The 19,769-nt window shown below is 61.4% G+C and carries 21 protein-coding genes and 1 tRNA gene; 12 read left to right on the top strand and 10 right to left on the bottom strand.

Annotated features, from left to right (window positions below; genetic code table 11):
• Positions 1–198: 198 nt before the first annotated feature.
• Together ACOQOT_RS01580 and ACOQOT_RS01575 are read right to left on the bottom strand one after the other, a co-directional pair.
• Complete coding sequence (locus ACOQOT_RS01580) at positions 199–549, bottom strand: hypothetical protein (protein ID WP_420560641.1); 351 nt, start codon at positions 547–549, stop codon at positions 199–201.
• Positions 546–1,733 carry a glycosyltransferase family 4 protein gene (locus ACOQOT_RS01575; protein WP_420560640.1) on the bottom strand — a complete coding sequence of 396 codons (1,188 nt, stop codon included), beginning with the start codon at positions 1,731–1,733 and terminating at the stop codon, positions 546–548. Before ACOQOT_RS01575 ends, ACOQOT_RS01580 begins: the two co-directional genes overlap by 4 nt.
• Positions 1,734–1,863: 130 nt before the next feature.
• Here ACOQOT_RS01575 and ACOQOT_RS01570 point away from each other — a divergent pair, with 130 nt between their 5' ends.
• Positions 1,864–2,652, top strand: coding sequence for an alpha/beta hydrolase (locus ACOQOT_RS01570; protein ID WP_420560639.1), 789 nt, complete (start codon positions 1,864–1,866; stop codon positions 2,650–2,652).
• Here ACOQOT_RS01570 and ACOQOT_RS01565 read toward each other — a convergent pair.
• On the bottom strand, positions 2,649–3,524 hold the full coding sequence (locus tag ACOQOT_RS01565; protein ID WP_420560638.1) for an SDR family oxidoreductase: 876 nt from the start codon (positions 3,522–3,524) through the stop codon (positions 2,649–2,651). The two genes, ACOQOT_RS01570 and ACOQOT_RS01565, sit on opposite strands and share 4 nt — an antisense overlap.
• A gap of 49 nt (positions 3,525–3,573) precedes the next feature.
• Here ACOQOT_RS01565 and ACOQOT_RS01560 point away from each other — a divergent pair, with 49 nt between their 5' ends.
• Complete coding sequence (locus ACOQOT_RS01560; protein WP_420560637.1) at positions 3,574–4,332, top strand: tetratricopeptide repeat protein; 759 nt, start codon at positions 3,574–3,576, stop codon at positions 4,330–4,332.
• On the opposite strand, the gene queG is transcribed toward ACOQOT_RS01560, so the two are convergent.
• The 3 genes from queG to cueR all read right to left on the bottom strand — a co-directional run bounded on the left by queG (position 4,333) and on the right by cueR (position 6,694).
• Positions 4,333–5,499, bottom strand: a complete 1,167-nt coding sequence (gene queG, locus ACOQOT_RS01555) for a tRNA epoxyqueuosine(34) reductase QueG (RefSeq protein ID WP_420560636.1) — start codon at positions 5,497–5,499, stop codon at positions 4,333–4,335. It lies immediately after the preceding gene.
• Positions 5,500–5,507: 8 nt separating this feature from the next.
• Positions 5,508–6,188: a glutathione S-transferase family protein gene (locus ACOQOT_RS01550; RefSeq protein WP_420560635.1), complete on the bottom strand. Its 681-nt coding sequence runs from the start codon at positions 6,186–6,188 to the stop codon at positions 5,508–5,510.
• 119 nt (positions 6,189–6,307) lie between these two features.
• Positions 6,308–6,694 (bottom strand): Cu(I)-responsive transcriptional regulator, encoded by a 387-nt coding sequence (gene cueR / locus ACOQOT_RS01545; RefSeq protein ID WP_420560634.1) that lies wholly within the window; start codon positions 6,692–6,694, stop codon positions 6,308–6,310.
• 212 nt (positions 6,695–6,906) lie between these two features.
• Between cueR and ACOQOT_RS01540 the strand changes: the two genes are divergently transcribed.
• Positions 6,907–7,707, top strand: coding sequence for an undecaprenyl-diphosphate phosphatase (locus tag ACOQOT_RS01540; RefSeq protein WP_420560633.1), 801 nt, complete (start codon positions 6,907–6,909; stop codon positions 7,705–7,707).
• Between the two features lie 5 nt (positions 7,708–7,712).
• Here ACOQOT_RS01540 and ACOQOT_RS01535 read toward each other — a convergent pair whose 3' ends face one another.
• Positions 7,713–8,684 (bottom strand): complex I NDUFA9 subunit family protein, encoded by a 972-nt coding sequence (locus ACOQOT_RS01535; protein WP_420560632.1) that lies wholly within the window; start codon positions 8,682–8,684, stop codon positions 7,713–7,715.
• A gap of 241 nt (positions 8,685–8,925) precedes the next feature.
• On the opposite strand from ACOQOT_RS01535, the gene ACOQOT_RS01530 reads away from it, so the two are divergent.
• From ACOQOT_RS01530 to ptsN, 8 genes are all read left to right on the top strand, one after another.
• Positions 8,926–9,012, top strand: a tRNA-Leu gene (locus ACOQOT_RS01530).
• A 180-nt stretch (positions 9,013–9,192) separates the two neighbouring features.
• The gene (locus ACOQOT_RS01525; RefSeq protein WP_420560631.1) at positions 9,193–9,804 is read left to right on the top strand and encodes a ribonuclease D; all 612 of its coding nucleotides are present in this window, start codon (positions 9,193–9,195) and stop codon (positions 9,802–9,804) included.
• A gap of 66 nt (positions 9,805–9,870) precedes the next feature.
• On the top strand, positions 9,871–10,494 hold the full coding sequence (lptC, locus tag ACOQOT_RS01520; protein ID WP_420560630.1) for an LPS export ABC transporter periplasmic protein LptC: 624 nt from the start codon (positions 9,871–9,873) through the stop codon (positions 10,492–10,494).
• Positions 10,495–10,514: 20 nt separating this feature from the next.
• On the top strand, positions 10,515–11,153 hold the full coding sequence (lptA, locus tag ACOQOT_RS01515) for a lipopolysaccharide transport periplasmic protein LptA (protein ID WP_420560629.1): 639 nt from the start codon (positions 10,515–10,517) through the stop codon (positions 11,151–11,153).
• Between the two features lie 64 nt (positions 11,154–11,217).
• Complete coding sequence (gene lptB / locus ACOQOT_RS01510) at positions 11,218–12,027, top strand: LPS export ABC transporter ATP-binding protein (RefSeq protein ID WP_420560628.1); 810 nt, start codon at positions 11,218–11,220, stop codon at positions 12,025–12,027.
• A gap of 28 nt (positions 12,028–12,055) precedes the next feature.
• Positions 12,056–13,591, top strand: coding sequence for an RNA polymerase factor sigma-54 (gene rpoN, locus ACOQOT_RS01505; RefSeq protein WP_420560627.1), 1,536 nt, complete (start codon positions 12,056–12,058; stop codon positions 13,589–13,591).
• A 206-nt stretch (positions 13,592–13,797) separates the two neighbouring features.
• Complete coding sequence (hpf, locus tag ACOQOT_RS01500; RefSeq protein ID WP_420560626.1) at positions 13,798–14,385, top strand: ribosome hibernation-promoting factor, HPF/YfiA family; 588 nt, start codon at positions 13,798–13,800, stop codon at positions 14,383–14,385.
• A gap of 115 nt (positions 14,386–14,500) precedes the next feature.
• Complete coding sequence (gene ptsN / locus ACOQOT_RS01495; protein WP_420560625.1) at positions 14,501–14,971, top strand: PTS IIA-like nitrogen regulatory protein PtsN; 471 nt, start codon at positions 14,501–14,503, stop codon at positions 14,969–14,971.
• Positions 14,972–15,050: 79 nt separating this feature from the next.
• On the opposite strand, the gene ACOQOT_RS01490 is transcribed toward ptsN, so the two are convergent.
• Positions 15,051–15,341 (bottom strand): DUF1150 family protein, encoded by a 291-nt coding sequence (locus tag ACOQOT_RS01490; RefSeq protein WP_420560624.1) that lies wholly within the window; start codon positions 15,339–15,341, stop codon positions 15,051–15,053.
• Positions 15,342–15,463: 122 nt separating this feature from the next.
• Positions 15,464–15,883, bottom strand: a complete 420-nt coding sequence (locus ACOQOT_RS01485; RefSeq protein ID WP_420560623.1) for an Hsp20 family protein — start codon at positions 15,881–15,883, stop codon at positions 15,464–15,466.
• 329 nt (positions 15,884–16,212) lie between these two features.
• On the opposite strand from ACOQOT_RS01485, the gene ACOQOT_RS01480 reads away from it, so the two are divergent.
• Entirely contained in the window at positions 16,213–18,474 is a 2,262-nt protein-coding gene (locus ACOQOT_RS01480) for an FG-GAP-like repeat-containing protein (protein WP_420560622.1), read from the top strand.
• Here ACOQOT_RS01480 and ACOQOT_RS01475 read toward each other — a convergent pair.
• Positions 18,471–19,769, bottom strand: coding sequence for an MgtC/SapB family protein (locus ACOQOT_RS01475; protein WP_420560621.1), 1,299 nt, complete (start codon positions 19,767–19,769; stop codon positions 18,471–18,473). The genes ACOQOT_RS01480 and ACOQOT_RS01475 overlap by 4 nt on opposite strands.

The following is a 19,769-nucleotide window of genomic DNA, read 5'->3' as shown; positions in this document are numbered from 1 at the left end:
CTTCGTTTTGCGGGTCTTACCTTTGAGGGGCAGATGGCCGGAATGGGCGGCGCATTTGAAAAACGCCAAACCCCGGCGTGCCCCGAGAGCCCGTCGTTGACCGTCTTTAGGATTAAGAGCTCGTCAGTGCAAGTCAAGATATCAAGAGGTTAACGGCAGGCGCGCCGCCGATTTCCGCCGCTCTGTGCCCGAAAAGACCTAATCTGCGCCGTTTTGAAGCGTGAAACGCCGCCATTCGGGCGCCGGGCGCACGAGAATGCGCCAGAGTTTTATTTGCGCGGCGCCGCCCTCGCCCTCCCCGTCATAGATCACGGCAAAGCTTCCCCAGGAAAGCCGCCGCATCAAAGAGAGCCAGCGGCCGGGACCGCGCGGGCGCCCATCCTGCCAGATTTCATGGAAGAAAGACCCGGCCCAAGGGGGAAGCGGCTGCCCGGCACTGAGAAGCCAGATGGACACGCCAGGATGGGCCGCCTCCAGCTTTTGGCGCACCGCCTCCCACTGCGCCTCCTCCCAGGGGCGAAGACGGATCAAAAGGACAGGCGCTCTCATTCAGGCTTTTGCCGCCGCATCAGGTCGGCATAGATTTTCAGCGTCGCCGCCGCCATGGCGGTGAGGGAGAAATGAGCAGCCACATGCGCCTTGCCGCGCGCCGCCATTTCCGCCCGGCTTTTGGCATCGAGCGAGAGCGCTTCCAGCATGGCACCGGCCAGCGCCACATCATCGCCGGGCGGCACGCGCCAGCCCGTCGGCGCATCTTCATCCGCCGTGATGACCGTTTCGCGCGCCCCGCCATGATCGGCCACGATGGGCGGGCGGCCCATAGCCTGCGCCTCAACAGGGGTGCGCCCGAAAGGCTCGGCCTCAAGCGAGGGGGCGATGACGAAATCGGCCGCCGCATAAGCCTCTTCCATCGCCTCGCAGTGGCCGGCCAGGCGGGCATGATCCTGCAGCCCGAGCCGCGAGATCATGGCGCTCAGCTCCGCCTCATAGGCATCGCGCCCCTGCGCATCGCCCACAAGAACGAGACGGAAGGGGGCATCGGACATGTTCTTCAGTTTTTCCAGCGCTTCCAGCGCCACTGTCTGCCCCTTCCAACGCGTAAGGCGTGCGGGCAGCAGAAAGACCGTGTCATCTTCCGCCACGCGCCAGGAAAGACGCATAGCCTTGATCCTTTCTTGGTCGATCCGGTCTGGATTGAAGCGGGCCATATCGATGCCGCGCGGCACCGTGACGATGCGGGCGCGATCCTCGCCATGCACCTTGCGGATGCGCTCGGCGGTGAAATGGGAATTGGCGATCACCACCGCGCCGCGCGTCATGACGGAATTATAGAAGACCTTGAGGCGCGGGCTTTCATGCACCTTGTTGTGATAGGTGGTGACGAAAGGAAGATGGAGACGGCGCGCCGCGGCAAGGGCGCTCCAGGCGGGCGCGCGCGAGCGGGCGTGAATAATGTCCGCGCCATGCTTGGCGGCAAGACGGGTCAGCCGCTCCACATTCAGCGCCATGACGACAGGGTTCTTGGAATGGACGGCAAGCTCGATATGAGTAGCGCCCGCCGCTTCGAGCTCCGCCACCATGCGCCCGCCGCGGCTGGCGACCAGCGCCTTTGCCCCGGCCTCGACGAGCGCGCGGGCAATATCCACCGCCGTGCGCTCGGCGCCGCCCGTTTCCAGCGCGGGCACGACTTGCAAGACGGTTGGCGGCTTGATCCCCTCAAAGACAGATGACACAGCGTTTCCCTTCACGGGGTTTTCCTTCACGCGGGCGCGCGCGGCTTGATCCCCGCCTCTATTCTCATTTAAGTGAAGAGCCTCAGGATCAAAGAGGCGGCCCGCAACAATCCTCCAAAACGAGTGCACCATGACCGAACTTCCCCAGCCCCGCAAGCTTGCCCGGCCTGATGGCGAGGAAATCGCTTATCTCATCGAGGCGCCGAAAACGCCTGCGCCGAGGCGCATCGGGCTCACCTGGCTCGGCGGTTTCAAATCGGACATGACGGGCACCAAGGCCGAAGCGATTGCCGCTTATGCCAGGGCACGCGGGCGGCATTATCTCCGGTTCGATTATTTCGCCCATGGCGCCTCAAGCGGCGTCTTCCGCGAGGGCACGATCGGGCGCTGGAAGGAAGATGCGCTGGCCGCCATCGATGCGCTGTCGGAAGGTCCGCAAGTGCTGATCGGCTCGAGCATGGGCGGTTGGATCGCGCTTCTCGCCGCGCTGGCCCGCCCGGAAAAGGTCAAGGGCCTGGTGCTGATCGCGCCCGCGCCCGACTTCACCGAAGAGCTGATGTGGAAAGGCTTTCCGGCCGAGGTGCAAAAGACGCTGCTGGAGGAAGGCATCTATCTCGAGCCCACCCCTTATGCGGATGAGCCCAACGAAATCACGCTGAAGCTGATCGAGGAAGGCCGCAATCATCTTCTGCTGGACAAGCCCATTCCGCTCACCTTCCCTATCCGCATCCTGCAAGGCATGGCGGACCCGGATGTACCTTATGCGCATGTACTGCAGCTCATGGACAGGCTGGAAAGCGAGGACGTGGTGCTGACGCTGTCGAAAAGCGGCGATCACCGGCTTTCCGAACCTGCTGACCTTGCCCGGCTGGAACGCACCCTCGATGACATTCTCGGCACCTTGGAGAAGGCGGGCTAGTAGGCCCCGGCATCCAGAAGCGCCTTCAACCCTTCCCGGTAGGTGGGATAGCGCAGCGTGACGCCCAGCGCTTCCTTGATGCGCCGGTTGGAGACGCGTTTGCTGTCTTCATAAAAACTGCGCGCCATGGGCGAGAGGGCGGCTTCCTCGAAAGGAATTTCGGGCGGCGGCGCCCGGCCCAGAAGCTCTGCGGCATAAGCAATGACATCCTGCGGCGGGGCGGCTTCATCATCGCAGACATTATAAGCGGCGCCCGCGTGCGGCGCGGCGATGGAGGCTTTGAGGATACGCGCAATGTCTTCCACATGAATGCGCGAGAAGACCTGGCCGGGTTTGACGATGCGCCGGGCCTTTCCCTCTTTCAGCGAGGTCAGCTGATTGCGGCCGGGCCCGTAAATACCGGCAAGGCGGAAGAGCTGCACCGGCATGCCGCTCTTTTCCCCGAAAGCCAGCCAGTCTTTCTCCGCCGCAAGGCGCTTCTTGCCCCGCGCGGTATCGGGCATGAGCGCGCTTTCCTCATCCACCCAGCCTCCCTGCCGGTCGCCGTAAACGCCGGTGGTGGAAAGATAGCCTGCCCATTCAAGGCTCTGCGCGGCCTCAAGCGCCATCTCTTCATGGCGGCGCAAAAAAGGATCGCCCGCCTCTTCCGGCGGGGCGGAGGCCAGAAGATGCGTCGCGCCTTCCAGTGCGCCTGCCTTGAGCGGCTCATCGGGGGAAAAGACAAAAGCCTCGATGCCGTCTTTCTCAAGACGCGCTTTCTTTTCCTGCGACCGGCAGGTGCCTGCTACACTCCAGCCTTCTTCCAATAAGAGACCCGCCAGATGCGCGGCGCTGAAACCGAAGCCAACACAGAAAAGCCGTTTTTGCGGCATCCACTCTCCTTGCCCATCCGGGCTTTGCTCGAACAACGATACCAGACCTATGCGTTCTTTGCCTTTTCTTCCAGCCATGTTCCTGCTTTTTACCGTCAGCGCCGCTCACGCCGGGCCTTATGAGGCTTGCGTCGAGCTTGTGGCGCGCGATGCCGATACGGCCTATGACCACGCCCTGCGCTGGGGCGACGAAGGTGGCGGGGCGGCAGCGCTTCATTGCGGCATTCTGGCGCTTACCAAGCTCGAACTTTACGACGCGGCGGCCACGCGGCTCGAACAGCTTGCCGCGCGCTCGGATGCGGGCGGGGCGCAAGAGCGCGCGCTCATTCTGCAGCAGGCGGGCGCGAGCTGGCTGAAACATGGCGACGTCAAACGCGCCATTGCCGCTTATAGCGCCGGTATCGATCTTGATCCTCAAAATGCGGCCCTTCTGACCGCACGCGGGCGGGCCTATCTTCTGGGCGGCGAGGCGGAGCTTGCCATTACCGATCTTAGCCGCGCCGCCGAGCTTGCCCCGGAAGAAGGGGAAATTTATCTCCTGCGGGCAAGAGCCGGACGTCAGACAGGCGCGCTTGAAGCGGCCCGGCGCGATATTGCCGCTGCCGAAAGCGCAGGTGCCGCCCCCCTGCTCCTCAGGCTCGAACGCGGGCTGATTGCCGAGGAAATGGGCGACAAGGACGGCGCGCGGGAAGACTGGCTTTATGTGCAAGCCAATGCGCAAGAAGACAGCGCGGAGGCAGAAGCTGCCCGCGCCTATCTCGCACAGATGGATGTGACACAAGAAAGCGCCGCGACCGGCGCGAACTGATCAATCAAGCAGCGCCCATTCCGCGCGCACCGTCTCTTCTTTTTCGCGCGGCAAGTAGCGCGTTTTCAGCGCCTTTATTTCTTCTGCCGGAGCGAGCTCCCCCAGCGCCCAGACCGCCATGGCGCGCACCTCGCTTGCGTCATCTTCAAGCCGCGCGCGGACAGGGGCGAGCAAAGACGGCGCACCTGAATTGCCCGCCGCGATCAGCACATTGCGCAAGAAACGGTTCCGCCCGATGCGCTTGATGGGCGAGCCGGAAAACATTTCCCGAAAAGAAGTATCGTCCAGTTCCATCAGCTCGCTAAGGAGCGGCGCTTTGAGCGCTTCACGCGGATGAAACGCGGCCTCGCCGGTCTGCGCGGCAAACTTGTTCCAGGGACAGACAGCAAGGCAATCATCGCAGCCATAGATCCTGTTGCCCATGGCTTTGCGGAATTCGAGCGGAATAGACCCCTTATGCTCGATCGTCAGATAGGAAATACAGCGGCGCGCATCGAGCTCGTAAGGGGCGGGAAACGCCTTTGTCGGGCAAATGTCGAGACAGGCGCGGCAGGAACCGCAATGATCTTTTTCCGGGACATCGGCGGGCAGGTCCAGCGTCGTGAAGATCGAGCCTAAAAAGAGCCAGGAGCCGAATTCCCGCGAGACGAGATTGGTGTGCTTGCCCTGCCAGCCGAGCCCTGCCGCTTCCGCCAAGGGCTTTTCCATCACTGGGGCGGTATCCACGAAGACTTTCAGCTCGCAGCCCGTCTCCGCGACAAGCCAGCGGGCGATGCGCTTCAACCGCTTCTTGATGAGATCGTGATAATCTTTATGGCGGGCATAGACGGAGACCGTCCCCTGCTCTTTCTTCTCAAGATCGGGGAGCGGGTTTTCTTCTGGCCCGTAATTCTGGCCGAGCACGATGATGCTTTTGACATCCGGCCAGAGCGATGAAGGATGGCCGCGGCGGATCGCCGTTTCTTCCATCCAGCCCATTTCCCCATGCCGGCCCGCGCCGACCCAGCCCCGCAAAAAGGCCGTCCGGTCGGGCACGTCGGCCGCGCGCACCAGGCGCACCGCATCGAAACCTGCCTCGCGCGCCGCTTCCCCGATCCGCCGGACAAGTTCGGCGCTCTTTTCGCCGGTCATTTCTGCGGTCGTTTCGGGGCGGACGGGCGTCGTCATGGCATTCGTCAAAAATCGAGATTGGCATAAACGCGCGGCGGCGGCATGCCGGGTACATGGTCGGCCAGCAGCGCGCGGAAAGAGGGGCGCGATTTCAGCCGCACATACCATTCCTTGGCTTGGGGAAACTGCGACCAGGGCACATCGCCGATATAATCGAGGCAGGACAGATGCGCAGCGGCGGTAATATCGGCAAGGCTCATCGCCTCGCCCGCCAGCCAGCGCCGGTCCTCCATCAAATAAGAAATATAATCGAGGTGATAGCGCACATTATAAAGCGTGGCGCGCACCACCGCCATGTCGGGTGAGCCGCCGCCTTCCACCGCGCTCATGAAACGCTTCGTCACTTTTTCATGGATGAGCGGCAGGCTCACTTCTTCGGCGAATTTTTTGTCGAACCACTCGGCAAGCCGGCGCGCTTCGGCGCGGGCATAAGCATCGCCCGGCAAAAGCGGGCGGTCGGGCACGCTGTCTTCGAGAAATTCCACGATCGGCGTTGCCCCGCAGATCGCCCGGCCACCTTCCTCCAGCAGCACCGGCACCTCGCCTGCCGGATTGAGCGCCAGAAACTCGCGCCGGCCTTCCCAGTCGCGCTCTTCCACCAGTTCCACTTCATGGCCCTTTTCACCAAGCGCCAGGCGCACCTTCCGGCAGGCCGGGGAAATGGGAAGATGAAAAAGCTGATCCATAAAAACTCACCTCAAAACCGCATCGCTACCGTTCCGGCATACCTTGTGGGCGCGCCCTTGTACACCGCCCCCGCGCAGGCCGGAAGCCAAGAGCATTTCGGGCGCGTTTCAGGCGCCTGTCAGCCGGAAAGCTCGTCCAGAATGGGGCAATCGGGCCGGTCATCGCCATGGCATTTTTCGGCAAGCCGGCGCAAGACCGTGCGCATCGATTGCAGTTCGGCAATTTTTCGCTCGATTTCGCCGATATGCTCCTCGGCAATACGCTTCACGTCGGCACTCGCCCGGCCCCTGTCCCGGTAGAGCGCCAGAAGCCCCCGGCAATCGTCGATAGAAAAACCGAGCGAGCGGGCCCGCGCCACGAATTTGAGCATATGCACGTCTTCTTCTGCATACGTACGGTAGCCGCTTTCAGAGCGGGCGGGCGGCAGCGTCAGGCCGATGCTTTCATAATAGCGGATGGTCTTGGCCGGAACGCCCGAGAGCTCTGCAACCTTACCGATATTCATGACCCCTCACCCTTCGATCTATGCGCGGGGGCCGATGCCTCCGCCTTCGCATTCATAACGGCTATGCGACAGGAGAATATATAGCGCGCCCTGCGTCCTCTCGGCCATGGCCGTCATTAATCTTAGCCCGCCCTTGGGTTTTCCTGCATGGCCAAGCACGAGGCAGTTGGTATATGCTGGCGCATCTGTCCACCTCCGGAACACCCTTTTTCATGTCCATTGAGCAGCTTATCGTTCTTGCCCTTGTGCAGGGCATTACGGAGTTTTTGCCGATCAGCTCTTCCGGCCATCTCAATCTGATCGGCGAGCTGACCTCCTGGTCCGACCAGGGTATTCTCATCGACATTGCCGTTCATATGGGCACGCTTCTGGCGGTCATCGCCTATTTCCGGCGGGAAGTCTGGCAGATGATTGTAGGCTTTCTTTTGTTGCTGCGCGGGCGCGTGACGCCGGACGGCCGCCTTGCACTTTTTCTGATCATTGCCACGCTGCCCGCCGTCATTGCCGGTTTTTTCGTGCTGCGCTCGGGCATTGTCGGCTCGCTGCGCGGGGCGGAGATCGTCGCCTGGGCCAATCTTTTCTTTGCCGTCATCCTTTATGCGACGGACAAGATCGGGATGACCGTCAAGCGCCTGGAACATATGGAAACGGGCGGCGCGCTCGCCATCGGCATCGCGCAGGTTTTCTCGCTCATTCCGGGCGCCAGCCGGGCGGGCGTCACCATGTCCATGGCGCGGTTTTTGGGCTATGAGCGCAAAGATGCGGCGCGGTTTTCCATGCTGCTGTCCATTCCCACCATTATCGGCGCGGCTGCTGCCAGCATTTATGAAGTGGTGCAGCTCGGCGATGTGGCGCTCGGCTATGACATGGGCATTGCCGCGGGGCTTGCCGCGATCGCCGCCTTCGCCACGATCGCCGCCTTCATGCGCCTGCTCGAGCATATGACGCTGACACCCTTCGTCATTTACCGGCTGCTGCTCGGCGCGGTCCTGCTTGGCTGGATCTATTATTAAGCCCGTCAGGCTTCCCGGCGCTCGAACTGGCCGGTACGGCGGAAACGGTAGAGATAGGTGCTGAGCACCGAATCAAGACCGGTTGCGGGCACGCCGAGCGCCGCCAGCGTGCGCTCTTCTTCGCGCGCTTCGTCAGAGACGACATTGTCGGTCTTCAACAGCTCCACCTGATCGGCGGTCAGCGGCGCATTGGGCAGAATGCCAGCCACATGGCCCATCAGCTTGGCGAGTGCGAACGGCAGGCTCACGAGCACGCGCTTGCGGCGAATTTCCTCCAGCATGCGCTCCATCAGCTCCTTGAAGCTGAAAACTTCCGGGCCGCCCAGTTCATAAATCTTGCCGCGGGCGCCGTCATTTTCCAGCGCCGCCAGGATCGCCGCCGCCACGTCTTTTACATAGACGGGCTGGAAGCGCGTTTCGCCGCCACCGATCAAAGGCAGCGCCGGGCTGAGGCGCGCCATGGCAGCAAAGCGGTTGAAGAAATCATCTTCCGGGCCGAAGACAATGGAAGGGCGCAGGATCGTTGCCGTCGGCACCGCTTTCAGCACCGCTTCCTCACCCAGCGCCTTGGTGCGGGCATATTCCGAGGCGCTTTCCTCATCCGCACCGATGGCCGAGACATGGGCAAAGCGCGTGATGCCCGCCTCGCCCGCCAGCTTGGCGATGAGGCCGGCGCCGGCGGCCTGGACGCTGGCAAAACGCTGCGCGCCGCCTTCCTGCAAGATGCCGACGAGATTGACCACGCCGTCGGCCCCTTCAAGCGCCGCGCGGCAAGAGACGGCATCGCGGATATTAGCCTGGAAAAGCTGGATCTGGCCGACATCGCCCAGCGGCTTCAGATAAAGCGCCAGATTGGGGCGGCGCACGGCAACGCGGACCCGGTATCCCTTTTGCGCCAGAAGCTGCACCACATAGCGGCCGATAAAACCCGACCCGCCGAATACGGTGATCAATTTATTGGGCTCAACCTGTCGCATGCCTTGTCTCTTCTTTGCTGGATACGTGTTTGCTTGCTACGCGCATTCGGCCCTTCCGGGCAGCTATTCTTGCCCTTGATAGCGCAAGGGGCGGGCGCGGTACAGAGGCCGCGTGCGCGCCGCGTCATTTGCCTGAAAAGCCGCAGGCAGGCGCCGCTCCCCCTTCACCCGCAAATTCGCCGCTTTGCCCAATCACTCCATTGACAAGACCTGAAACTGGCTCTAACAGTGCCCCGGTTAAGCCCAGGTGGCGGAATTGGTAGACGCGCTAGCTTCAGGTGCTAGTGCCCGTAAGGGCGTGGAAGTTCGAGTCTTCTCCTGGGCACCATCCGGCCGGTCATGAACCGGCCTCCCCGAATACCGGTCTTCAGACATTTCCGGCGGCATTAATCCCGGCTTGCTTATGGCATCGGGCCGCGAAGCGTATTAAGTTCGGGCTTTCCGGCAGGTTGCATCCTGCCCCTATAGAATTCGCGCCAACGCGCACATTTCCAGCATCTGGGACTTTATGAGCATTACACTCCACAAAGGCGACCTTCCGGACAGCGTCACGTTTCAGGGCTCGGTCGCCATCGATACCGAAACGCTCGGCCTCAATCCTCACCGCGATCCGCTCTGCGTCGTGCAACTTTCCGCCGGTGACGGCACCGCCCATGTGGTGCAGATGGACCGGGAGCGCTATGACTGCCCTAATCTGCGCCGGCTGCTGAACGATCCCTCGGTCTTAAAGATTTTCCATTTCGCCCGTTTCGACGTGGCGGTGATGCAGCGCTATCTCGGGGTCGTGACGGCGCCGATCTATTGCACGAAAATCGCCTCGAAACTGGTGCGCACCTATACGGACCGGCATGGGCTGAAAGACCTGACGCGCGAGCTCACAGGCGTTGAGATTTCCAAACAGCAGCAAAGCTCCGACTGGGGCGCGGACGAGCTGAGCGAGGCGCAGCTTGCCTATGCCGCCTCCGACGTTTTGCACCTGCATGCGCTGAAGGAAAAGCTCGATATGATGCTGCAGCGCGAGGGACGCATGGAATATGCGAAGGCCTGCTTTGCTTTTCTGCCCGTGCGCGCATCGCTGGATTTGGCGGGCTGGCCGGATGAGGATATTTTTGCTCATTAATAAAGGCGCTCTCAGCTTCCGTTCAGCTTTACCGGCGCCTATTGGGATGCGGAACGGGCTTTTTCGATGAGCAATATGACCACCTCTTCCTACCATCTGCCCCGCAGCCGCTACAGCCGCTTCGTCTCGCTGATGAAATGGCTCTTGCCTATCGGCGCGGTGCTGATCGTGATTTCGGTCTTCGTCGCCTCCGGCACTTTCGACAGCCGCGACAAGCTCGCCATCACCTTCAAGGAAATCGAGACGGTGGACGATGACAGGCGCATGGTCAGCCCGCGCATGACCGGCGTCGACAATAAAGGCCGGCCCTATACGGTGATCGCGGAGACGGCGACCCAGGCGCCCGACAACCCGAACCGCATCACCCTCGAAAAAGTCGAGGCCGATCTCCTTCTGAATGAAGACGGCGAATGGCTGTCTCTTTCTTCCCGCTACGGGCTTCTCAACACGGATATGGAAGAGATCGAGCTTTGGGAAAATATCCGGGTCTTTTCCGATCTCGGCTACCGGGTGCGCGCGGCAACGGCCACCATCGATCTCAAACACGGCACCTTGAAGAGCGACACGCCGGTCTATGGCCAGGGCCCCCTCGGCACTTTGCAGTCGAACGGCATGGAAGCGGAAAATAACGGCAAGACCATCCGCTTTACGGGCGGGGTAAAAATGGTCATCTTCAGCGGCGGGGAATGACACTTATGGGGCAGGACAGCATGAAAAAAGCGCAAGGCAGCGCCCAGACCGGCAAAGCTGCGGAAAACCGGCTCATTCCCGCTTTCACGATGGGCACGGCTGCCCTCAGCCTGGCACTTTCCTTGGCGCTCGCCCTGCCCGTCCCTGATGCACTGGCGCAAGAAGGCGCAGCCCAAGAGGGCGAGGCGCAGGAAAGCGGCGGACTTCTCGGCGGATTTTCCAACAATCCGGACGCCCCCATCGAAATCGAGGCCGATTCGCTGGAAGTGGAGCAGAATCAGAAAACCGCAACCTTTATCGGCTCGGTTCATGCGGTTCAGGACACGATGCAGCTCACCTCCGACCGGCTGATCGTGACTTATGCGGACAAGGCCGGCGGCGGCAACGAGATCACGCAGATCAATGCCCGCGGCAATGTCCATATTCTCTCCGAAAACGACCAATCGGCCGACGGGAACTGGGCGATTTACTATACCGCCAAGCGCGTCATCAATATGGGCGACGATGTGGTGCTGCGGCAGGGGCCTAATGTCATCCGTGGCAAAAAACTCTTTATCGACCTCAACACCGGTCAAGCGCGGGTCGATGCGGGCGCTGCAAGCGGCGAAGAAGGCGGCTCCGGACGGGTTAAGGGGTTGTTTCAGCCCTCCAATCCGTGATTTTCTCTTGGTTAATTTTATATTTCATACAATTTTAATGCCAACTGCCGTTTGATGGGGGCGGATGAGTTCAAGAACCGACATATCACCCGCCTCTGGCGGCGCCCGGCCAGGCCTCGAAAAAGAGACCGGGCCGCGTCTCGTCGCCAGCACTTCCGGCCTTGTGGTCGGTAAAATCGGCAAAAGCTTCAAACGCCGCCCGGTCGTGCGGGGGGTCAGCTTTGGCGTGAACCGGGGTGAAGCGGTCGGTCTTCTTGGTCCGAACGGCGCTGGCAAAACCACCGTCTTCTACATGATCACGGGGCTGATCTCCCCCGATTACGGCATGATCGAACTCGACGGGCAGAACGTTACCGCCCTGCCGATGTATCGCCGTGCCCGGCTGGGGATCGGCTACCTGCCGCAGGAGGCCTCCATTTTCCGGGGCCTGACGGTGGAGGAGAATATCCGCGCCGTGCTCGAGGTAGTGGAAAAGGACCGCGACAGGCGCGAGCAGATGCTCGACGACCTGCTCGCCGAATTTTCGATCACGCATCTGCGGCGCACGCCCTCCATCGCCCTTTCGGGCGGCGAGCGGCGGCGTGTGGAAATTGCCCGGGCGCTGGCAACCCATCCCTCCTTCATGCTGCTCGACGAACCTTTCGCGGGGATCGACCCCATCGCCATCGGCGATATCCGCGAACTCGTTGCGCATCTGAAAGACAGAGGGATCGGCGTACTGATCACGGATCACAATGTGCGCGAGACATTGGAACTCATCGACCGCGCCATCATCATTCACGACGGTATGGTGCTCATGGAAGGTAAACCCTCCGAGATCGTCGGGAACGAAGATGTGCGCCGGCTTTATCTCGGGGACAGGTTCAGTTTGTAGCGGTGAGCGGGCGTAGGGACGGGGCACCATGGCACTGAAACCACGGCTCGAAATGCGGCAAGCCCAAGGGCTTGTAATGACGCCGCAACTGCAGCAGGCCATCAAGCTGCTGCAACTGTCCAATCTCGAACTTACCGAATATGTGGAACAGGAGCTGGAGCGCAATCCGCTTCTGGAAGAAGCGCGCGAGGAAGGCGAACCGGAACGGGCCTCGGACGATTACGAGCCCGACGAGATTACCCCCGACAATGATTGGGACACGCCCGATCCCGCCTCCCTGACGCTCAGCGAAGACAATGCGCTGCCGACGAATAATTCCGACCTCGATACCGATTATGACAATGTCTATGCGGATGAAGCCGTGGCCGACAAAACCGCCTCGGCGGAAGGCCAGCAAAGCTCCGATTGGCATCAGGTCAAAAGCGCCGGCGGCGGTTTCGACGGCGAAGACGATTTCGAAAGCCGCCTGACGCGCGAGCAAAGCCTGCAAGAATATTTGAGCGAACAGCTCAACATGAGCGCGCTCAATGCGCGCGAGCGTTTCATCGGCGCCTATCTGATCGATCAGGTAAACGAAGCGGGTTATCTGCAGGAAAGCCTGGAAGATACGGCGGAGCGGCTCGGCATCGACATGGAAGAAGCCGAAACCGTTCTCAAGGTTTTGCAGACGTTCGAGCCGACCGGTGTTTTCGCCCGTAATCTCGCCGAATGTCTGTCGCTGCAGCTTGCGGAAAAAGACCGGCTCGATCCGATCATGCAGAGCTTCCTCGAAAATCTCGAGCTCTTCGCCAAACGCGATTTCGCCCAGTTGATGAAGGTTTGCGGCATCGACAAAGACGACATTCAGTGTCTCATCGATGACATCAAAAGCTGCGACCCGAAGCCGGGCCATGCTTTCGGCGACACGCCGTCTTCGCCCGTCATTCCGGATGTCTTTATCCGCCAGAAGAGCGATGGCGGCTGGGCAATCGAGCTCAATGCCGAAACGCTGCCGCGCGTGCTCGTGAACACGCAATATTACAATGAAGTCTCAAAGGCCGCGTCGGCGGATGAGAAATCGAAAACCTATCTCAGCGAATGCTTCAACGATGCCAATTGGCTCGTCAAAAGCCTCGACCAGCGGGCCCGCACGATTTTGAAAGTGGCGAGCGAGATCGTCCGGCAGCAGGACGGCTTTTTGATGTATGGCGTCAGCCATCTCAAGCCGCTCAATCTGAAAACCGTGGCCGATGCGATTTCCATGCACGAATCGACGGTCAGCCGCGTCACCTCGAACAAATATGCGGCGACCCCGCGCGGCATTTTCGAGCTGAAATATTTCTTCACCTCGTCCATCGCCTCAAGCTCCGGCGGCGAGGCGCACTCGGCCGAGGCGGTACGCCACCGCATCAAGGAACTCATCGATGCGGAAGCACCGAATGCCGTGCTTTCCGACGATGCGATCGTGGATATTCTGAAAAGCGAGGGGATGGACATTGCCCGGCGCACGGTGGCCAAATACCGCGAGGCGCTACGCATTCCATCCTCAGTCCAGCGCAGGCGGGAAAAGAAGGCCTTCGCATAGGCGCCAAAGATACGTAAGCTATTGTACCAAAAAGGAAATTAACCTTGGGAGGTACTTTTGTTGACACCCGGCAGACCTCTCACTAGTGTCCCTTCCGCTCCACACGGGGCGGGGTCAAAATCCGGTTCTGACGCAGGGGGCGCAAGCCCTTCGAAACGTAAACAAGTGTTGGGCCGGATGAACGAAATTTGCCCGGAAAGGTCACCATGCAGCTTCAAGTAACCGGCATCCATATCGATGTGGGCGATGCGCTGCGCGTTCATGTTTCCGAACGCATGGAAGCAAGTGTCGGCAAGTATTTCGACCGGCCCGTCGATGCGCATGTGACCTTCCAGCGCGAAGGCCATGGTTTCCGCGCCGAATGCACCGTGCATTTGAGCTCGGGCATGACTTTGAATACGCAGAACGATGCCTCGGAAGTTTATGCCGCCTTCGACGGCGCCGTGGAACGGCTCGATAAACGGCTGCGCCGCTACAAGCGCCGGCTGAAAGACCACCACAACACACAGAAATCACCTCTTCCCGCTTATGACGCGCCGACTTTCGTTCTGGCTGCGGAGCGCGAAGAAGAAGAACAAGAAAACCATTCGGATCAGACGGACCCGATCGTCATTGCCGAAGGCACCACGAAAGTGCCGGTGCTCTCGGTCAGCGACGCGGTCATGCAAATGGATATTTCCGAATCTCCTTTCGTGATTTTCCGGAATGGGGATGGCGGCATCAACCTTGTTTACCGGCGCGACGATGGTCATGTCGGTTGGATAGATGCCAGCCGGAAACCGAACGAGGACTAAGCTGAAGATGTCTCTTCTCCCGGCAAGGCATGCGGTTTCCCGCGGCGCCGCCGAACAGCTTGTAACCGCCCGGCATCATCAACGCCGGACACAAGGACAGAACAGGAATCGGATCATGGATCTGCAGGACCTGGTGGTACCGGAAGGCGTTATCGCCCATCTGAAAGTCACCAGCAAAAAGCAGGCTCTTCAGGAACTTGCCGCCAAGGCTGCGCAGGTTACCGAACTGGATGAGCGGAAAATTTTCGAGACGTTGCTCGAGCGCGAACGGCTGGGCTCTACCGGCGTCGGCCAGGGCATTGCCATTCCCCATGGCAAGCTCGCCTCGCTCGACAAGCTGCACGGTCTTTTCGCCCGGCTCGATCATCCCATCGATTTCGATTCCGTGGATGAAAAGCCGGTCGATCTGATCTTCCTGCTGCTGGCGCCGGAAAGCGCGGGCGCCGACCATCTCAAAGCTCTGGCGCGCATTTCGCGTCTGCTGCGCAATCAGAAGATGGTGGAAAAGCTGCGGGCGACGGAAAGCAACGAAGCGCTCTATGCGCTTCTGACCGAGCCCAGCGCCTCGACCACGACGGTCGCCTAAGCTCCAGATATTCGCTTAAAAGAACGGGCGCAGCTTCCGCTTGCGCCCGTTTTCTTTTGCTTTAATCGCTTTGAGCCCGTCAGTGCACGCTCAGCGGCACGAGGTCGTATTGCACAGCGCCGGCAAAGGCAGCCTCGCGGCTATCGAGCACAGCCATGCGCGAGCCGTTTGCCGCATGCACGGCGTAAAGCGTGCTGTCCGGCGCGACATCGATCTCGACATCCCCGCCGAGATCGCCCGCGAGTTCCGCTGCCTTGACCGGTTTCACATAAACCAGCGAGGGCATGCCGATATTGGCGAAATCGTCTTTCGGCAAGGTCTGCCAGACCTGCTTTTCTTGTGTCTTTCCGTTTTTACCGACATCAAACATGACTTACTCCTTTCACGGATGACCCCTATGGGCGTCATCGAATGGAACCCGCCGGCCGCCGCTCGCCTCATGCGCAGTTTTGGGCCTTGCGCGCAGTTCCGGGATCGCCGCGCCTTACTCAATCAACGCACGGCAATTTCTATTTGTTTCACGACTTTGCTGGGTTCGGGCCGGTGCAGGCGTATCGAGAGCAGTCCGTTGGCAAGCTCCGCCCCTGTCACTTCCACCCCATCGGCGAGGACGAAGGCGCGCTGGAACTGGCGCGCGGCAATGCCCCGGTGCAAAAAGGCCCGGCTGCCATCGTCTTCCTGACGCCCGCGAATAACGAGCTGCTTGTCCTCCAAGGTGATGGAAAGCTCATCGGCGGAAAACCCGGCCACAGCCAGGGTGATGCACAGATCAAGACCATCTTCCGTGCCGAGCTGCTCGACATTGTAAGGGGGATAGCCGTCGCCGGAATTCTTGGTTACCCGGTCGAGCATCCGCTCGACCTCGTCAAAGCCCAGCATGAAAGGGCTTCCAAACTGCGCCACACGCGTCATTACTTCTGTCCTTTCTCCACAAGCCCTTGAGCCAATTAGCTTTTGGCCCTTCTAAGCGGCTCGTGCCCAGGCCCGCAAAAACGGCGCCTCAGGCCAGTTAGCCAAAGCCCGCAGGGCGGCGCTCCGGCAACGCAATTTATTTGGGCACAGAAATGCGCTTTGCAAGCCCTGAGCGTTATCTCAGCGTTAACCTTTTGCCCTTGCCAGCCAAGCCCTCACACCCCTCCCAATTTGCAAAAATCCTTTATTTACCGGCCATTAGCAAATAAGGCGCAAGATTAAAGCTAGATTTCGGTTTAGCGAGGCCCGCGATGCGCAGGTACTCTCGATTGGCGGTTTCAGCCTCTTGGCTCGCCCTGACAATTCTGGCGCCGGCCCATGCCGGGGAGCTCGTACAGCTTCCGGGCGGAGACAGCGTGCGCGCGCCGTCGGGCTATGCCGCCGCTGCGCCTCTTGCTACCGAACCTGTGGCTGCCGCTCCTGTAGAGGCCGAGCCTGAAGTTTCCGGCACTCAGGACATCGCCGATGCTGCTCCCAGCGAAACGGCAGAAGAAAAACGGGCCCGGGTTTCTCTCAAACCCCGCATCGGCCTTGCCGAAGACGAACCGCGCGAGACAAGCGATGCGCTGGCGCGCGTATTCTCCTCCGCCTTTCTGGACCGCAACTCATCGGAGCCCAAGGACGCGGATGTAAAAGAAGCGGCGGGCAAGCCTAAGCAAGCCGCCGTTCCCGCCATTGCGCCCGATGCCCCGAGCGCGGAAGAAGCGGAAGCTGCCGACCGCTGGAAAGTAACTGCCTCTGCTCCCGTTGCGGCCGGCAAAACGCTCAGCCTGATGGACGAGCTTGCCTTGCAGGCAAGCGGCCCCAGCCGGCCCGCCAGCGGTCTCGATGAAGTGCGCCTGCCCGGCAGCGCTCCTGCTCCTCAGCTCGCGCGCGCCGAAGAAGCGCCTCTGAAAAAAGCAGAGGTCCAGGAAACAGCCGAAGCACCGGCCCCCGCGCCGCTGGAACCGGTTCCCGCGCTGCCGGTGAAAACCGCCGAAATCGCACCCGTCGAGACGCCCGCTGAAGACGCGCCCGCTGAAGAGCCCGCCGCGCAAGTGGCGGAAGCGCCTGCGCCTAAACGCATTGCCGAAGCCGCTCCCGCCCCGCTGGATGTGGCCGAAGAACCCGAGTCGGCGGAGCCTGCCCTGAAGGCCGAAGCCGCGCCTGCTCAGGACCCTGCCCCAGCGCAAGCCGAACCCCCCACTGCCACCGCCTTGGCCGAAGCGGCCATCGAAACGCCGGAACCGGAAAGCCGGCCCGCACCGAAAGCGGAAAAAGCCGCGCCGGGCTGGACGCCGGAAGACGCGCTGGCCATTGCCGGCTTCCTGACAAAACCGGAAGAGAACGCGGAACCGGAAACGGCAGAACCTGCCGCGCCCATCCTTGCGGCAGCTGAAACACCCGCCCCCGCTGAAGATCCGGTCGAAACGGAAAGCGCTGGAGCAGAAACCCCCGCCGTAGAAGTTGCGGCGAAGGAAGAAGTGAGCGCGCCCCCGGCCACTCATACAGCCAAGGCCGACACTGCGGCGGAACCTGGCCCGCAGGCCGCTGCCCTTGCCGAAAGCAAAACCGCACCTGCCCCGCAGGAAGAATCTGTGCCGGTCAAAGCCGCCGCCATTGAAGGCGCGCCCAGCATAGTGCTTGACGCCGAACCTGCCGCCAAACCGAAGGCCCCGCGCCCCGCCGCTCTGCTTGCCGCGCTGAGCACGCCGGAGACGAGCACGCGGCTTCTCAACGATCTGCCGCCCGCGCCGCACAGCGCCCTTGCCCCTGCCGCCGCATATGAAGGCGATTTCACCGGCGATGGTAACAAGGACCGGCTGGTCTTCTGGCGCGACAGCAACAGCAAGCACCCTTATGCCGACCGCCTGCCCACCATCTATGCGGGCGACGGGCATGGCTCGCTGCAGCCGCGCGCGCTCATCGCCGCAAGTAAAATGCTGAAAGTGCCCGCTTTCGTGCGTATTGCCGATTTCAACATGGATGGGCGCGACGACATTCTCATGGGCTCGGGCGCTACCGAAGGCGAAGCGCTGATGCTCTGGCTCTCCGGCAAGGACGGACGCTTTCATGAGGCGACCGAAGAAGGGGTGCCCGACCATGCCGCCTGGCAAAACCCGCGCTGGCAGGTTTGGGGCATGACGACCGGCGATATCGACGCGGACGGCGATATGGATGTGCTTGTCGGCACCCAGGCACAGATGGTCGATTATCTGGAAGATGAAAGCATCGTGCGTTTGTTCGTGAACGATGGTTCGGGTGTCTTTTACGATGCAACCGACGCGCTGCCCGCCCAGCTGCGCGATCCGGCGCTCCTGGAAACCGGCGCCAAGCAGCTTGCCCATGTGTCCCTCACCGATATGGACGGGGACAAAGCGGACGATCTGCGCGCTTATCTGCCCGCAAGCGGCGAGCATGTGGTTTATCTGAATGCGGGCTTCGGTGATTTCACGAAATCCGACCCCATTCCCGCGCATTATTTTGCCAAGCGCGATGTCGCCGGCCACACGGGCTCAATCGCAGCGCTGCCCTTCCAAACGACCCCTTAGAGCGCCGTACCCGTCTGCCACCAGACATAAAGCAAGCCGAGCAAGGCCGCGATCCAGAGCGGCACGGCGACAGGCGCAACAAGCGCGCGCCCGCCGATCAGCGCGGCACCCGCCCCTTTCACCGCCGTATTAACGCTCGCGGCGAGCACGATCCCCGCAGCGGCAAGTTCCAGCGTCATCTGGGCGCCGTCCTGGCGGGCGAGAGAAAGCGTGATCGCATCGACATCCATGATGCCGGAAGCGGCTGCGAGAATGAGCACCCCGGCATTACCTGCCAGATCCTGCAGCGCCTCGCTGCCCAGCATGACCAGAGCAAGCAGGAGCCCGAAGCCGAGCGCCGATTTAAGCTCAAGCGGATTACCTACCACCGCGCTTTGCCGGCCTTCCCGGTTTTCCAACATGACCCAGTGATAAGCGGCAAAGCCGAACACCACACCGCCCATAATGAGCGCGGGCGGCAGTAATTTTGAAAGCAGCGCCGGATTGAGAAGCGTGGCCACCGCAAGCATGCGCGGAAACATGGTTCCGCAGGCAAGCAGGATGCCGCTGCCTAGAATTTTCGGCGGCGCTTCGCGGGCCCGCGCGGCGCGGGAGAAATGCAGCGTCAGCGCCGTCGATGAGGCAAGCCCCGCAAAGAGCCCCGTCAGCATGGCCCCGGCGCGCGCACCCGCAAGCTTCATGGCGAGATAGCCTGCGAAGGAAATCAACGAGATGAGGATTATCATCCACCAAATCTCGAACGGGTTGAGCGCGCCGTAAGGCCCATAGCCTTCATTCGGCAAGATGGGCAGGAGCACCACCGTCATGAGGAGAAGAACGAGCCCGGCCTTCATTTCCTTCTCGCTGACCGCCGCCAGGCCCCTATGGAGCGCCGGTTTGAAACTGAGCACCAGGGCGGTCAGCACGGCGGCGGGCGCCGCGATCGCGGCCTCGCCGATACCGGCAAGCGCACCGAACAGGAAACTGAGAATACCCGCAACGAGCGAGGTGATGCCCACATCTTCAAGGCGGCGCGTCTCCGCCCGATACCCCGCCGTGAGCACGATCATGATGCCGAATAGCGCGAGACCAAAAGAAACGGCGCCCCAAGCACCGAACCGCTCGGCCAGCAGCGCGGTAATACCGCCCGCGAGCGCGAGGAGCCCATGGGTTCTGAAACCCGCGACACGCCGCCCTTCCGCCGCCTCGCGCCTTTCCCAGCCGCGCTCGGCGCCGATGAGAAGACCGAGCGCTAAACCAAATGCCAGCCGGTACAGCGTTTCGAGCTCCCCGCTCAGCTCGGCAATGAAGTCCAT

Source organism: Tepidicaulis sp., assembly GCF_965222285.1.
GTDB lineage: Bacteria > Pseudomonadota > Alphaproteobacteria > Parvibaculales > Parvibaculaceae > Tepidicaulis.
This window is presented reverse-complemented; position numbering and strand designations above follow the sequence as displayed.

Excerpts from the sequence above, each read along its gene's own strand:
- ACOQOT_RS01550 (WP_420560635.1), bottom strand. The coding sequence starts at position 6,188 with ATGGATCAGCTTTTTCATCTTCCCATTTCCCCGGCCTGCCGGAAGGTG.
- ACOQOT_RS01540 (WP_420560633.1), top strand. The coding sequence starts at position 6,907 with ATGTCCATTGAGCAGCTTATCGTTCTTGCCCTTGTGCAGGGCATTACG.
- lptB (WP_420560628.1), top strand. The coding sequence starts at position 11,218 with ATGAGTTCAAGAACCGACATATCACCCGCCTCTGGCGGCGCCCGGCCA.
- ACOQOT_RS01490 (WP_420560624.1), bottom strand. The coding sequence starts at position 15,341 with ATGTTTGATGTCGGTAAAAACGGAAAGACACAAGAAAAGCAGGTCTGG.
- ptsN (WP_420560625.1), top strand. The coding sequence starts at position 14,501 with ATGGATCTGCAGGACCTGGTGGTACCGGAAGGCGTTATCGCCCATCTG.
- lptC (WP_420560630.1), top strand. The coding sequence starts at position 9,871 with ATGAGCAATATGACCACCTCTTCCTACCATCTGCCCCGCAGCCGCTAC.
- ACOQOT_RS01475 (WP_420560621.1), bottom strand. The coding sequence starts at position 19,769 with ATGGACTTCATTGCCGAGCTGAGCGGGGAGCTCGAAACGCTGTACCGG.
- ACOQOT_RS01535 (WP_420560632.1), bottom strand. The coding sequence starts at position 8,684 with ATGCGACAGGTTGAGCCCAATAAATTGATCACCGTATTCGGCGGGTCG.
- ACOQOT_RS01485 (WP_420560623.1), bottom strand. The coding sequence starts at position 15,883 with ATGACGCGTGTGGCGCAGTTTGGAAGCCCTTTCATGCTGGGCTTTGAC.
- hpf (WP_420560626.1), top strand. The coding sequence starts at position 13,798 with ATGCAGCTTCAAGTAACCGGCATCCATATCGATGTGGGCGATGCGCTG.
- ACOQOT_RS01560 (WP_420560637.1), top strand. The coding sequence starts at position 3,574 with ATGCGTTCTTTGCCTTTTCTTCCAGCCATGTTCCTGCTTTTTACCGTC.
- cueR (WP_420560634.1), bottom strand. The coding sequence starts at position 6,694 with ATGAATATCGGTAAGGTTGCAGAGCTCTCGGGCGTTCCGGCCAAGACC.
- lptA (WP_420560629.1), top strand. The coding sequence starts at position 10,515 with ATGAAAAAAGCGCAAGGCAGCGCCCAGACCGGCAAAGCTGCGGAAAAC.
- ACOQOT_RS01525 (WP_420560631.1), top strand. The coding sequence starts at position 9,193 with ATGAGCATTACACTCCACAAAGGCGACCTTCCGGACAGCGTCACGTTT.
- rpoN (WP_420560627.1), top strand. The coding sequence starts at position 12,056 with ATGGCACTGAAACCACGGCTCGAAATGCGGCAAGCCCAAGGGCTTGTA.
- ACOQOT_RS01565 (WP_420560638.1), bottom strand. The coding sequence starts at position 3,524 with ATGCCGCAAAAACGGCTTTTCTGTGTTGGCTTCGGTTTCAGCGCCGCG.
- ACOQOT_RS01570 (WP_420560639.1), top strand. The coding sequence starts at position 1,864 with ATGACCGAACTTCCCCAGCCCCGCAAGCTTGCCCGGCCTGATGGCGAG.
- ACOQOT_RS01580 (WP_420560641.1), bottom strand. The coding sequence starts at position 549 with ATGAGAGCGCCTGTCCTTTTGATCCGTCTTCGCCCCTGGGAGGAGGCG.
- queG (WP_420560636.1), bottom strand. The coding sequence starts at position 5,499 with ATGACGACGCCCGTCCGCCCCGAAACGACCGCAGAAATGACCGGCGAA.